The sequence below is a fragment of the Ideonella sp. genome (genome assembly GCF_041287625.1).
Taxonomy (GTDB): domain Bacteria; phylum Pseudomonadota; class Gammaproteobacteria; order Burkholderiales; family Burkholderiaceae_C; genus Ideonella.
In genome coordinates, this window is record NZ_JBGGNH010000070.1 from 52,336 (window position 1) to 65,330 (window position 12,995).

At 67.5% G+C, this 12,995-nt stretch carries 10 protein-coding genes; 7 read left to right on the forward strand and 3 right to left on the reverse strand.

Features of this window, described 5'->3' with window-relative positions; genetic code table 11:
• Positions 1 to 40 precede the first annotated feature (40 nt).
• Positions 41 to 2,470 (forward strand): YgiQ family radical SAM protein, encoded by a 2,430-nt coding sequence (locus tag ACAH41_RS26125; protein WP_370538642.1) that lies wholly within the window; start codon positions 41 to 43, stop codon positions 2,468 to 2,470.
• Between the two features lie 134 nt (positions 2,471 to 2,604).
• Complete coding sequence (locus ACAH41_RS26130; protein ID WP_370538643.1) at positions 2,605 to 2,901, forward strand: hypothetical protein; 297 nt, start codon at positions 2,605 to 2,607, stop codon at positions 2,899 to 2,901.
• Positions 2,902 to 2,961: 60 nt separating this feature from the next.
• Here the strand turns inward: ACAH41_RS26130 and ACAH41_RS26135 are convergent, their stop codons facing one another.
• Positions 2,962 to 4,554, reverse strand: coding sequence for an alkaline phosphatase (locus ACAH41_RS26135; RefSeq protein WP_370538644.1), 1,593 nt, complete (start codon positions 4,552 to 4,554; stop codon positions 2,962 to 2,964).
• 151 nt (positions 4,555 to 4,705) lie between these two features.
• On the opposite strand from ACAH41_RS26135, the gene ACAH41_RS26140 reads away from it, so the two are divergent.
• Positions 4,706 to 5,923, forward strand: a complete 1,218-nt coding sequence (locus tag ACAH41_RS26140; protein WP_370538645.1) for an ATP-binding protein — start codon at positions 4,706 to 4,708, stop codon at positions 5,921 to 5,923.
• The gene (locus ACAH41_RS26145; RefSeq protein ID WP_370538646.1) at positions 5,920 to 6,966 is read left to right on the forward strand and encodes a ParA family protein; all 1,047 of its coding nucleotides are present in this window, start codon (positions 5,920 to 5,922) and stop codon (positions 6,964 to 6,966) included. The genes ACAH41_RS26140 and ACAH41_RS26145 overlap by 4 nt, the downstream gene beginning before the upstream one ends.
• A 4-nt stretch (positions 6,967 to 6,970) precedes the next feature.
• On the opposite strand, the gene hutH is transcribed toward ACAH41_RS26145, so the two are convergent.
• Together hutH and hutU are read right to left on the reverse strand one after the other, a co-directional pair.
• Complete coding sequence (hutH, locus tag ACAH41_RS26150; protein ID WP_370538647.1) at positions 6,971 to 8,521, reverse strand: histidine ammonia-lyase; 1,551 nt, start codon at positions 8,519 to 8,521, stop codon at positions 6,971 to 6,973.
• Between the two features lie 6 nt (positions 8,522 to 8,527).
• Entirely contained in the window at positions 8,528 to 10,234 is a 1,707-nt protein-coding gene (gene hutU / locus ACAH41_RS26155) for a urocanate hydratase (protein WP_370538648.1), read from the reverse strand.
• Between the two features lie 95 nt (positions 10,235 to 10,329).
• On the opposite strand from hutU, the gene hutC reads away from it, so the two are divergent.
• From hutC to hutI, 3 genes are read left to right on the forward strand one after another with little or no spacing between them, the layout of a single operon-like run.
• Positions 10,330 to 11,049 (forward strand): histidine utilization repressor, encoded by a 720-nt coding sequence (gene hutC / locus ACAH41_RS26160; protein ID WP_370538649.1) that lies wholly within the window; start codon positions 10,330 to 10,332, stop codon positions 11,047 to 11,049.
• On the forward strand, positions 11,046 to 11,660 hold the full coding sequence (locus tag ACAH41_RS26165; protein ID WP_370538650.1) for a HutD family protein: 615 nt from the start codon (positions 11,046 to 11,048) through the stop codon (positions 11,658 to 11,660). Before hutC ends, ACAH41_RS26165 begins: the two co-directional genes overlap by 4 nt.
• 4 nt (positions 11,661 to 11,664) lie before the next feature.
• The gene (gene hutI / locus ACAH41_RS26170) at positions 11,665 to 12,942 is read left to right on the forward strand and encodes an imidazolonepropionase (RefSeq protein WP_370538651.1); all 1,278 of its coding nucleotides are present in this window, start codon (positions 11,665 to 11,667) and stop codon (positions 12,940 to 12,942) included.
• Positions 12,943 to 12,995 lie beyond the last annotated feature (53 nt).

Below are 12,995 nucleotides of genomic sequence, written 5' to 3' on the forward strand. Positions count from 1 at the left end.
CCCGGCTTTGGTCTTTCCGGTCCCCTTCCCTGCCGCTGCCGTGTCCGCCATCCTCGAAGCCCCCCTCCGTTCCGATGCCAAGGCCAATGCCAAGCCAAAGGCATTGACGGCTTACCGTCCGTACTGGGCCAAGCGCTTCGGCACGGCACCTTTCCTGCCCATGAGCCGCAAGGAAATGGACAAGCTGGGTTGGGACAGCTGCGACATCATCATCGTCAGCGGCGACGCCTATGTGGACCACCCCAGCTTCGGCATGGCGGTCATCGGCCGCACGCTGGAGGCACAGGGCTTTCGCGTGGGCATCATCGCGCAGCCGGACTGGCAGTCGGCCGACGCCTTCCGCGCCCTGGGCAAGCCCAACCTGTTCTTCGGCGTGGCCGCCGGGAACATGGATTCGATGATCAACCGCTACACGGCCGACCGGAAGATCCGCAGCGACGACGCCTACACGCCCGGCAACGTCGGCGGCAAGCGGCCGGACCGGGCCACGCTGGTCTACACCCAGCGCTGCAACGAGGCCTTCAAGGACGTGCCGGTGGTCATTGGCGGCATCGAGGCCAGCCTGCGCCGCATTGCCCATTACGACTACTGGAGCGACAAGGTTCGCCGCTCGGTGCTGGTGGACGCCAAGGCCGACCTGCTGGTCTACGGCAATGCCGAACGCGCCATCGTCGAGATCGCCCACCGGCTGGCGGCAAAGAAGCCCATCGAGAGCATCACCGACATCCGCGGCACCGCCTTCATGCGCAAGCCCGACGACCTGACGCTGGACGGCTGGTACGAGGTCGACTCCAGCGAGGTCGACACGCCCGGCAAGGTCGACAAGCTGCTGAACCCCTACCTGACCATCGAGGAACAGGCCGACGACAACGGTGCCAGCTGTGCCAAGGCCGAAGCCGCGAAGGCTGGCGACACGCCACCCGCGGCCGACGGCGCCAAACCGATGCTGCTGATCCGCCGCCCGGTCGAGAAGCTGGGCAGCCGCGCGATCACCACGCCGCGCGAGCGCACGGTGATCCGCCTGCCGGCCTACGAGCAGGTGAAGAGCGATAACGTGCTCTACGCCCACGCCAACCGCGTGCTGCACCTGGAGACCAACCCCGGCAACGCGCGCGCCATCGTGCAGCGCCACGGCGAAGGCCACACCGCGCGCGACGTGTGGATCAACCCGCCGCCGCTGCCGCTGTCCACCGAGGAGATGGACCACGTCTTCGACCTGCCCTACGCGCGCAGCCCGCACCCCAGCTACGCGGACGCCACCGGCAGCCACGACGGCGAGACCAAGATCCCCGCGTGGGAGATGATCCGCTTCAGCGTGAACATCATGCGGGGCTGCTTCGGCGGCTGCACCTTCTGCTCCATCACCGAGCACGAAGGCCGCATCATCCAGAGCCGCTCGGAAGACTCGGTGATCCGTGAGATCGAAGAGATCCGCGACAAGGTCAAGGGCTTCACCGGCATCATTTCCGACCTCGGCGGGCCGACCGCCAACATGTACCGCATCGGCTGCAAAAGCCCGGAGATCGAGGCCGCCTGCCGCAAGCCCAGCTGCGTCTACCCCGGCATCTGCTCCAACCTGAACACCGACCACGGCCCGCTGGTGAAGATGTACCGCCGCGCCCGTGCGCTGCGCGGCGTGAAGAAGATCCTGATCGGCTCCGGGCTGCGCTACGACCTGGCGGTGCAGTCACCCGAGTATGTGAAGGAACTGGTGACGCACCACGTGGGCGGCTACCTGAAGATCGCGCCGGAGCACACCGAAGGCGGCCCGCTGTCGAAGATGATGAAGCCGGGCATCGGCACGTACGACCGCTTCAAGGCGATGTTCGAGAAGTTCAGCGCCGAGGCCGGCAAGAAGCAGTTCCTCATCCCGTACTTCATCGCCGCCCACCCGGGCACCAGCGACGAGGACATGATGAACCTGGCGATCTGGCTCAAGCACAACGGCTTCCGCGCGGACCAGGTGCAGACCTTCTACCCTTCGCCAATGGCCACCGCCACTGCGATGTACCACTCGGGCCACAACCCGCTCAAAGGCATCAGCCGCGACGCGCGCAAGGGCGAGCGTGTGGACATCGTCAAGGGCGACAAGCGCCGCCGCCTGCACAAGGCCTTCCTGCGCTACCACGACTCGAACAACTGGCCGCTTCTGCGTGAGGCCTTGAAGGACATGGGCCGCGCCGACCTGATCGGCAACGGCAAGCACCATCTCATTCCAACCTGGCAGCCAACCACCGATGGCAGCTACCAGAGCGCGCGCCGCAGCAATTCCACACCGGTGGCCAAGACCACCACCGCCAAGCCGGCGCCGGGCCGCATCCTGACCCAGCACACCGGCCTGCCGCCGCGTGACAACGGCAGCCGCCCGGTGCGTCCTGGCGTGGCCAAGCCAGCGGCCCGGCCTGTGGCCGCGAAGCCGGCGGGGCGCCCCGCCTCGGCGGCCAAGCCCGGCGGCCGCAAGCCGCGCTGAGTCAGCAGGCGCCCACAGGCGTCTGCCAGCAGTGCACACTCGCTTTTGCGCTGGCCGGCGCCCATGGGCCGCGATAGGATGGCAGCGCAGCTGGCGCCTCGCCCGCCGGCCTCTGAATCCCTCAGGAGAACCCCATGTCCACCGCTTCCCGCCTGCGCCACCTGACCCCTTTGCTGCTGTCGTTTGCCATGGCGTTTGGTGCCGTCGGCGCCGCCCAGGCGCAAGCCGCAGCCCCGACCGAGCAGGCCGCCCCGGCCAAGGCCAAGAAGACCAAGAGCGCGCACAAGGCGCACAAGAGCTCGCACAAGGCCAAGAAGAGCAGCAGCAAGAAGGCCAAGACGGCCAGCGCCGCGAAGAGCAGCCATCACGCGAAGAAGAACCACAAGGGCGCGCATACCGCGTCGCTGGCCGCTGTCGGCACTTTCGCCTGAACCTCCTGAACCGATGCCCGGCTGCGCACCGACAGGCCCGGCCGCTTCCTTCGGGCTGAATCAAGCCCGATGCGGCAGCAGCGTCGTCTGCCACAGTGACTCGCCGCGCATGTCGCGCAGGTGCACCGTCAGCGCCGCACTCTTGCCGTCAATCTGCACCTCGCCGAAGAACTGCAGGCCGGCGCTGGGCGGCAGGTTGCTCTGGCCGGGCGCCGGGGCCTTGATGTAGCGCAGCTCGGGGCCGAAGGTGTTGTCCAGCGGGTTCGGCCCAAAGGTACCTGCATTCAGTGGGCCGCTGACGAATTCCCAGAACGGGTCGAAGTCCTGGAACTGCGCGCGGTTCGGGTGGTAATGGTGGGCCGCGGTGTAGTGCACGTCGGCCGTCAGCCACACGGTGTTGCGGATGCGCTGGTGCTTGATGAAGGACAGCAGCTGGGCGATCTCCAGCTCGCGGCCCAGCGCCGGGCCGTCGCCATTGGCCACGGCCTCAAACTTGTCGCGGCCCTGGGTGTCCTTGCCGTCGGGCACCAGCAGGCCGATGGGCATGTCGGCCGCAATCACCTTCCAGGTCGCGCGGCTGGCTTTCAGGCCGTCGCGCAGCCAGGCCATCTGCTGCGGGCCGAGGAAGGCGGAGGACGCGTCCAGCGTGGGCTGCAGGTTGAAGCTGTTGGGCCCGCGGTAGCTGCGCATGTCGATCACGAACACGTCCAGCAGCGGGCCGTACGGAATGCGGCGGTACACGCGCTGCTCTTCCTCCTGCGCGAACCAGCGCATCGGCGCGTTTTCCAGGAAGGCCCGCGCGCCGCGCGAGGTCAGCAGCGCGACGTTTTTCTCGGTGTAGCGCGCGTCGCCTGAAACGTCCTTCGAGTCGGACCAGTTGTTGGTCACCTCGTGGTCGTCCCACTGCCAGAGCTGCATGACCTCGGCGGCGAAACGGCGCTGGTGGTCGTCGAGCTGGTTGTAGCGGTGCGCGCCGCGGTACTCCTTCAGCGTCTCGGCGACCTTGCTCTTTTCTTCGGTCAGCACGGTGTTGCGCCAGGTGCTGCCATCGGACGCTTTCAGCTCGGCCTGCAGCGGGCCGTCGGCGTAGATCGTGTCGCCGCTGTGGATGAAGAAGTCCGGCTCGCGCTGGCGCATGGCTTCGTAAATCGTCATGCCGCCCAGGTCACCGTTGATGCCGAAACCCTGGCCGACGGCGTCGCCGGACCACAGGAAGCGCACATCGCGGCGCGTTGCCGGCGCGGTGCGGAAGCGACCGGTCACCGGCTCGGAGCGCACGCCACCAGCCAGGTCTTCCCACTGCACGCGGTAGAAGATCTCCTGCCCGGCCGGCAAGCCTGTCAGGTCCACGCGCGCGGTGAAGTCGGTGGTTTCCAGCGCATACGGGCCGCGCAGCTTGCGCGCATGGGCAAAGGCCGGCGTGGTGTCCCATTCGACCCACAAACGCGCCGCCCGGTCCGAGCGCGCCCAGACGATGCCCCGGTCGGCCAGCACGTCCCCGCTCTGCACGCCGGACGGAAAACTCGGCCGCGCCGCGTCCCGCGTGATTGCCGCCGGCGCCTGGGCATGCGCGAAGATGCCGCTCAGGCCGCCGCCACTCAGTGCAGCGGAAGCGATCAGCAGGCGACGGCGAGGCAGGATGAGGCTGGACATGGCGGGCGCTCCTGAAAGGACAACCCGCCATGCTTGCCGCGAGTTGCGGCAGCTTGATGACGACCACCCACCGTCGCGGCCACCTCGGTAGCCGTGAAGCACGACAATAGCCCATGGCTAATATCGCGCGCCTGCGCCTGGGAGATCTGGCATGACGCCGCTGACTGACAAGGAACTGTTGCAGCTCGTACATGACGTGGAGAGTGACCGAGCCGAACGCAAGGAGAGTTGGAAGGGTAGCGCCCCGGAAAAGGCGCGGGAAGCCGTGTGCGCCTTCGCCAACGATCTGCCGAATCATGCAAAGCCCGGTGTCTTGTTCGTTGGCGTGAAGGACGATGGAAGACCCGCGGGCCCCGACTTTGTCGTCACGGACCAATTGCTCCAGACCCTGGCTGACATCAAGACCGATGGCAAGCTGACGCCGCCCCCCACCATGACCGTGGCTCGCCGCACACTCCAGGGGCAGGATGTGGCTGTGATCACTGTCTGGCCGGCGGACGCTCCGCCAGTGCGACTGGACGGCCGGATCTGGATCCGCACCGGACCTCGTCGTGGACAGGCCACGGCACAGGACGAACGCGTGTTGAACGAGAAACGCCGTTACCGCGACCGAAGTTTCGACGCTCATCCCATTCACGGCTGCTCGCTGGAAGAGTTGAGTCGGCCGTATTTCGAGAACGAATATTTGCCACAGGCTGTGGCGAGAGACGTTCTGGAAGCCAATGGTCGCAGCTACGAAGAGCGCCTGGCCTCCCTGGGCATGATCTCCACCGTGGACGATGCCACGCCCACCGTCGCTGGCCTGCTGACATTGGGCAAGAGCCCTCGCACCTGGATTCCTTCGGCCTACATTCAGTTCCTGCGCATTCGTGGCACCGAATGGGGCGACCCAGTGGTGGACGAACAGGAAGTAGATGGCAATCTGGACACCATGCTGCGACGGCTGGATGAAAAGCTGAAAGCCACCCTTGCCGTGGCGGTGGACTTCACGTCCGGCACGACCACAGAGGTTCGGACCGCACCTTATCCGCTTTCCGCCCTGCAACAACTGGCACGCAATGCCGTGATGCATCGGACTTACGAAGGCACCAACGCACCGGTGCGAATCTACTGGTTCGATGACCGCATCGAGATCAGCAACCCGGGCGGCCCCTACGGCGCCGTGACCCAGGAGAACTTCGGCCGTCCCGGCATCAGCGACTACCGCAGCCCGGTGCTGGCCGGCGTGCTCAAGACATTGGGCTTTGTGCAGCGCTTCGGCTTCGGGATCGCCGAAGCCCGACGTGCGCTGCAAGCCAATGGCAACCCGCCGCCTGAGTTCCAGGTGGAAGCCACCAATGTGCTGGCCACGCTTCGGAGGGCGGCATGAGCGACGGCTCGAATGCTGGCCTGGCCCCTGAGATGCCAACACCGGTCCTCACCTTTTTCAACAACAAAGGGGGAGTCGGCAAGACTTCACTGGTCTTCCATCTCGCCTGGATGCTGTCTGAGATGGGGAAACGGGTGGTCACCATAGACTTGGATCACCAGGCCAACCTGACCTCGGCTTTCCTGCCAGAGGAGACATTGGAAGAGCTGTGGGGCGCACAGGAGCCGTTTCCCCAGGCGGACACGATCTTTCGCTGCGTACAGCCACTCACCAAGGCAGGGGACATTCTCCCGCCCGTCACCCGGCAGATCACGCCACGGCTATTCCTGGTGCCAGGCGACCCATCGCTGGCGGGCTTTGAGGACGATCTGGCCAGCGCCTGGCATGCAGCCATGTCCAGCAACTTGTATCGGCCATTCCGTTTTCTGACGGCCTTCTGGCAGATCGCACAACTTGCGGCCCAAGCCCATCAAGCCGATCTCATCCTGGCCGACGTCGGCCCCAACTTGGGCGCGATCAACCGATCTGCCTTGATTGGCAGCGACCACGTCGTGATTCCGCTGGATGCCAGTCTCTTCTCACTCCAAGGGCTGCGCAAATTGGGCCCCACATTGACGACCTGGCGAGAGGAATGGCGCAAGCGCGCCGACAACTGGGAAGCTCCGGAGTTCCCTTTGCCTTCTGGAAGCATGTCCCCTACAGGCTATGTCGTGATGCGCCACACCACGCTGCTTTCCCGCCCAGTCTCGCCCTACAAGAAATGGGCAGACCAAATTCCCGCGATCTATCGCGAAAGCGTGTTGGGACAACCCGGTATGGCCCCCACCTTGGACCAGGACACCCATTGCCTGGCCCAGCTGAAGCACTACCGCAGCCTCATCCCCATGTCCCAGGAGGTACGCAAGCCGATCTTTCACCTGAACTCGGCGGACGGCGCCATCGGCAGCCATTCGCAAGCAGTGCAAGACGCCTGGCAAGACTTCAAGGCGCTGGCGACGACGATCGCCGACCGCATCCATCTGGACACAGTCGGCGATTCCTGAAGACTCAAGCGGGCACCCACAACGCTGGCAGGCCCGGCAGCGTGCGCAGCACGCTGCCCACTTCGCCGCTGCGCACCAGCGTGGTCGCGCGTTCAATTTCGGGTGCGAGGTAGCGGTCGGTGGGCATGGCGGCGCTGTGCTGGCGCAGCAGTGCGTGCACCCATTCCAGCACCACCGAGCTTTGCAGCGGGCGCAGGAATTCGATGGCCTGGGCCGAGGCCAGCAGCTCGATGCCCAGGATGTGCGAGACGTTGGACACCATCGGCTGCAGCCGCCGCGCGGCGAAGGTGGCCATCGAGACGTGGTCCTCCTGGTTCGCGCTGGTGGGCAGGCTGTCCACGCTGGCCGGGTGGGCCAGCGACTTGTTCTCGCTGGCCAGCGCTGCGGCGGTGACGTGGGCGATCATGAAGCCGCTGTTCAGGCCGGCATCGGCGCTGAGGAAGGCCGGCAGGCGCGAGACGCTGGCGTCGATCAGCATCGCGATGCGGCGCTCGGCGATGGCGCCGACTTCGGCAATCGCCACGGCCATTGCGTCAGCCGCGAGAGCGACGGGCTCAGCGTGGAAGTTGCCTCCGCTGATCATCGCCCCGTCTTCAGGGAACACCAACGGGTTGTCGGTCACGGCGTTCGCTTCGCGCACCAGCACCAGCGAGGCATGGCGCAACTGGTCCAGGCAGGCGCCGACGACTTGCGGCTGGCAGCGCAGGCAGTACGGGTCCTGCACCCGGTCGTCGCCTTCTTCGTGCGACGCGCGGATCGCGCTTCCGGCCAGCAAGGCGCGGTAGTACTGGGCGACGTCGATCTGACCAGGCTGGCCGCGCAGCGCGTGGATGCGCGGGTCGAACGGACCGTCCGAGCCGCGCGCGGCGTCCACCGTCAAAGCGCCAATCACCAGCGCGGCTTCCAGCACCGGTTCGAAGGCGAACAGGCCGTGCAGCGCCAGCGCGGTGGAGGTCTGCGTGCCGTTGATCAGCGCCAGGCCTTCCTTGGCTTGCAGCACCAGCGGCTCGATGCCGGCATCGGTCAACACGCCGGCCGCGTGCACACGCTTGCCGTCCACCAGGAACTCGCCCTCGCCCAGCAACGCCAGCGTCATGTGCGACAGCGGGGCGAGGTCGCCCGAAGCGCCGACCGAACCCTGGCTGGGCACATAAGGGACGAGGCCGGCGTTGAGCACGGCCAGCAGCGTGTCGATCACGACTTCGCGCACACCCGAGTGCGCACGCGCGAGGCTGGCGGCCTTGGTCGCCAGCATCAGCCGCAGCACTGCTGGCTGCAGCGGCTCGCCCACGCCCACCGAGTGCGAGCGGATCAGGTTCAGTTGCAGCAGCGCCAGGTCTTCGTTGCTGATGCGCTTGTTGGCCAGTTTGCCGAAGCCGGTGTTCACGCCGTAGACCGGCGCGTCGCCCGCGGCGGCGGCCTGCACGACTGCAGCGCTGGCGCGGATGGCCGGGCGCGCGGCGTCGTCCAGCTTCAGGGTCACGCCGCCAGCGTGCAGCGCTTGCAGTTGTTCCAGCGTCAGCGCGCCGGGGGTCAGGGTCAGTTCGGTCGTCATGTCGGTTCAGCCCAGCATCGGCAGGTTCAGTTGGTGCTCGCGGGCGCATTGGCGGGCGATCTCGTAGCCGGCGTCGGCATGGCGCATCACGCCGGTGGCCGGGTCGTTCCACAGCACGCGGGCAATGCGCTTGTCGGCGGCTTCGGTGCCGTCGCAGACGATCACCACGCCGGCATGCTGCGAGTAGCCCATGCCGACGCCGCCGCCGTGGTGCAGGCTGACCCAGGTGGCGCCGCCGGCGGTGCTGAGCAACGCGTTCAGCAGCGGCCAGTCGGACACGGCATCCGAGCCGTCCATCATGCTTTCGGTCTCGCGGTTGGGCGAGGCGACCGAGCCGCTGTCCAGGTGATCGCGGCCGATCACGATGGGCGCCTTCAGCTCGCCGCTGCGCACCATCTCGTTGAAGGCCAGGCCCGCGCGGTCGCGGTCGCCCAGTCCTATCCAGCAGATGCGCGCCGGCAGGCCCTGGAACGCGATGCGCTCGCCGGCCATGTCCAGCCAGCGGTGCAGGCCTTCGTCGTCGGGGAACAACTCCTTCATCTTGGCGTCCGTCTTGCGGATGTCTTCCGGGTCGCCCGACAGCGCCACCCACCGGAACGGGCCCTTGCCGCGGCAGAACAGCGGGCGAATGTAGGCCGGCACGAAGCCTGGGAAGTCGAAGGCGTTTGTCACGCCTTGGTCGAAGGCGACCTGGCGGATGTTGTTGCCATAGTCCACGGTGGCGATGCCCATGGCCTGGAAGTCCAGCATGGCCTGCACGTGCACTGCGCAGCCTTGTGCCGCGGCGTCGCGCAGCCTGGTGTGCTGGCCGGCATCGGCTTGCGCGGCGCGCCATTGCTCGACCGACCAGCCCACCGGCAGGTAGCCGTTGACCAGGTCGTGCGCCGAGGTCTGGTCGGTCACCAGGTCCGGCTTCACGCCACCGGCCTTGACGCGCTTGACCAGCTCGGGCAGCACGTCGGCAGCATTGCCCAGCAGGCCGACCGAGATGGCCTTGCCTTCGGCCGCGTACTTCGCCATGCGGGCCAGCGCGTCGTCCAGGTCAGTGGCCTGCTCGTCCAGGTAACGGCTGCGCAGGCGGAAGTCGATGCGGCTTTGCTGGCACTCGATGGTCAGCGACGAGAAGCCGGCGAAGCTCGCGGCCAGAGGCTGCGCGCCACCCATGCCGCCGAGGCCGGCGGTCAAGATCCAGCGACCTTGCGCCTTGCCGTCGAAGTGCTGACGCGCCGCTTCGACGAAGGTCTCGTAAGTGCCCTGCACGATGCCCTGGCTGCCGATGTAGATCCAGCTGCCGGCCGTCATCTGGCCGTACATCATCAGGCCCTTGCGGTCCAGCTCGTGAAAGTGTTCCCAGGTGGCCCACTTGGGTACCAGGTTCGAGTTGGCGATCAAAACGCGCGGCGCGTCTTCATGGGTGCGGAACACGCCGACCGGCTTGCCGCTCTGGATCAGCAGCGATTCATCCGGCTTCAAGGTGCGCAGCGTCGCGAGGATCTGCTCCAGCGAGGCCCAGTCGCGTGCCGCCTTGCCGATGCCGCCGTAGACCACCAGTGCGTCCGGGTTCTCGGCCACTTCCGGGTCCAGGTTGTTCTGCACCATGCGGTAGGCCGCTTCGATCAGCCAGTTCTGGCAGTGCAGCGTGGTGCCGGTAGGCGCCTTGACCGGACGCGGTCCGGCGATGGTGGCAGCGGAAGGCGAGCTCAGGTCGGGCATGGCAGCTCCAGCAAAGGGCGGATGAAGTCAAACAAGGATGAACGAACGAGCGCATCCTACTTGTCTAGACAAGGCGGCGCAAGTAGCATGCAGCCATGTCCACTTTGCCCCGAACCGGCTTGGCGCCTTATGCCCAGGTCAAGCAGTACCTGAAGGACCGTCTGGCCGCGGGCGACTGGGCACCGGGCGTGCTGATGCCTTCGGAGGCCGAGCTGGTGGCGCGTTTCGGCGTGAGCCGCATGACGGTGAACCGGGCGCTGAAGGAGTTGCAGAACGAAGGCCTGATCGAGCGGGTGCAGGGCGTAGGCACGTTTGCCGCGCAGCTGCACAAAGTCTCGGCCACGCTGACGCTGCGCAACCTGCAGGACGAGATTGCCGAGCGCGGCCACCGGCACGAGGCTGTCGTGCACCTGCAGGAGCCCGAACCCGCTGGCGCGGCACTGGCGGCGCAGCTGGGCTTGAACGAGGGCGACACGGTGTTCCACAGCCTGATCGTGCACCTGGAAAACGGCGTGCCGCTGCAGTGCGAGGACCGCTACGTGAATCCGGCCTGCGCGCCGCACTACCTGGCGCAGGACTTCCAGCACAGCACGCCCACGCAGTACCTGTTCGAGGTCACGGCCCTCTGGCGCGCCCAATATTCGATCGAGGCCGGCCATGCCACCGCGCAGGAAGCCGGCCTGCTGAACCTGGCCGCCACCGACGCCTGCCTGATCATGGTGCGCCGCACCTTCACGCGCGACGCAGCCATCACGCTGGCGCGCCTCGTGCACCCCGGCCGGCTCTACCAGCTCACCGGCCAGTTCGCACCGTGATCACGACCTCCCCCCGCTTGCAACTGGTGCGCTTCGACGAAGTGCCAGCTCAGCCGTGGCGCAACGGCGGTGGCGTGACGCGCGAGTTCGCCGCATGGCCGGGCGCAGCGGACTGGCAGCTGCGCCTCAGCGTGGCCGACATCGAACGCGACGGCCCGTTCTCGGCCTTCCCTGGCATTGCACGCTGGTTCCTGGTGCTGAGTGGCGACGGCGTGCGCCTGGACCACGGCGGCCAGCCAATCGACCTGCGGCCTGGCGACGCGCCCCATGCCTTTGACGGCGGCCAGCCGCCCGGCTGCACGCTGCTGGGCAGCGCCACGCGTGACCTGAACCTGATGCTGAAAACACCCGCCAGTGGACGCCTGTGGCCAGCAGAAGGTCCGTGGCAAGCCGAAGCGGGTCAGCGCACACTGCGCTGGCGCGGCCTGTTCTGCGCCGAGGCCTGCACCCTGCTCACACCTGCTGACACCCTCGCGCTGCCGGCCATGAGCCTGGCATGGCAAGCTGCCGGATGGGTCGATGGCCAGGATCCCGCAGCGCTGACCGAACGCTGGCAACTCAAGCCTGCCGCACGCCTGCCACGCGCCTGGTGGATCGCCCTGGAGAATTGACCCCATGCCCGCCGATTTCCTGCCCTCCCGAGCCGACGCCCCCCGCACCCTGTGGCGGGGTGCCAGTCTGGCCACGATGGCCCCGGGCAAGCCCTGGGGCTGGATCGAAGACGGCGCGCTGCTGACCGAAGGCGCGCGCATCGCGTGGGTCGGATCGGCAACCGAATTGCCCGCAGGCCTGCGCACCGACGACGAGATCGAACTCCCAGGCGGCGTGCTGACGCCGGGGCTGATCGACGCGCACACCCATCTCGTCTACGGCGGCCACCGGGCGCGCGAATTCGAGTTGCGCTTGCAAGGCGCGACCTACGAAGAGATCGCGCGAGCCGGCGGCGGCATCCGCTCAACCGTCGCCGCCACCCGCGCGGCGACCGACGACGAGCTGCTGCGCTGCGCACTCCAACGGGCCAGCGTGCTGATGGCCGAAGGCGTGACAACGCTGGAGATCAAGAGCGGCTACGGCCTGAGCGAACACCACGAGGCGCGTTGCCTGCGCGTGGCCCGGCGCGTGGGCCAGCGCCTGCCGCTGACGGTGCGCACCAGCGCGCTGGCCGCGCACGCGCTGCCGCCCGAGTTCGAGGGCCGGCCGGACGCCTACATCGCCGCCATCATCGACTGGCTGCCGCGCTGGCATGCCGAGGGCCTGGTCGACGCGGTCGACGGCTTTTGCGAAAACATCGCCTTCTCGGCCAGCCAGATGCAGCGCGTGTTCGACGCGGCGCGCGCGCTGGACCTGCCGGTCAAGCTGCATGCCGAGCAGCTCAGCGACTGCGGCGGCAGCGTGATGGCCGCGCAGTACCGCGCGCTGAGCTGCGACCACCTCGAATACCTCAGCCCGGCCGGCGTGCAGGCCCTGGCCGCCAGCGGCACGGTGGCGATGCTGCTGCCCGGCGCCTTCTATTTCCTGCGCGAGAAGCAGCTGCCGCCAGTGGGCGCCTTGCGCGAGGCCGGCGTGCCGATGGCGATTGCCACCGACCACAACCCCGGCTCGTCGCCCACGCTGTCGCCGCTCTTGATGCTGAACATGGCCTGCACGCTGTTCCGCCTCACACCCGAGGAAGCCCTGGCCGGCATGACGCGCCATGCCGCGCAGGCGCTGGGCCTGGGCCACAGCCATGGCCAGCTGAGTGCCGGCCGGCAGGCCGACTTCGTGCACTGGGCCGTGGACCACCCGAACGAGCTGGCCTACCCGTTCGGGCACAGGCCTTGCCAGTTGCGGGTCCATGCGGGCGTGCCCGATGCCGCCGACCTGGCGCGGATCGCCCCCGCCCCCGAGTTTTGAAAAAAGTGCCGAGCACTGCCCCACGCCTTGCAGCGGCAGCCCGGTCCGATGTC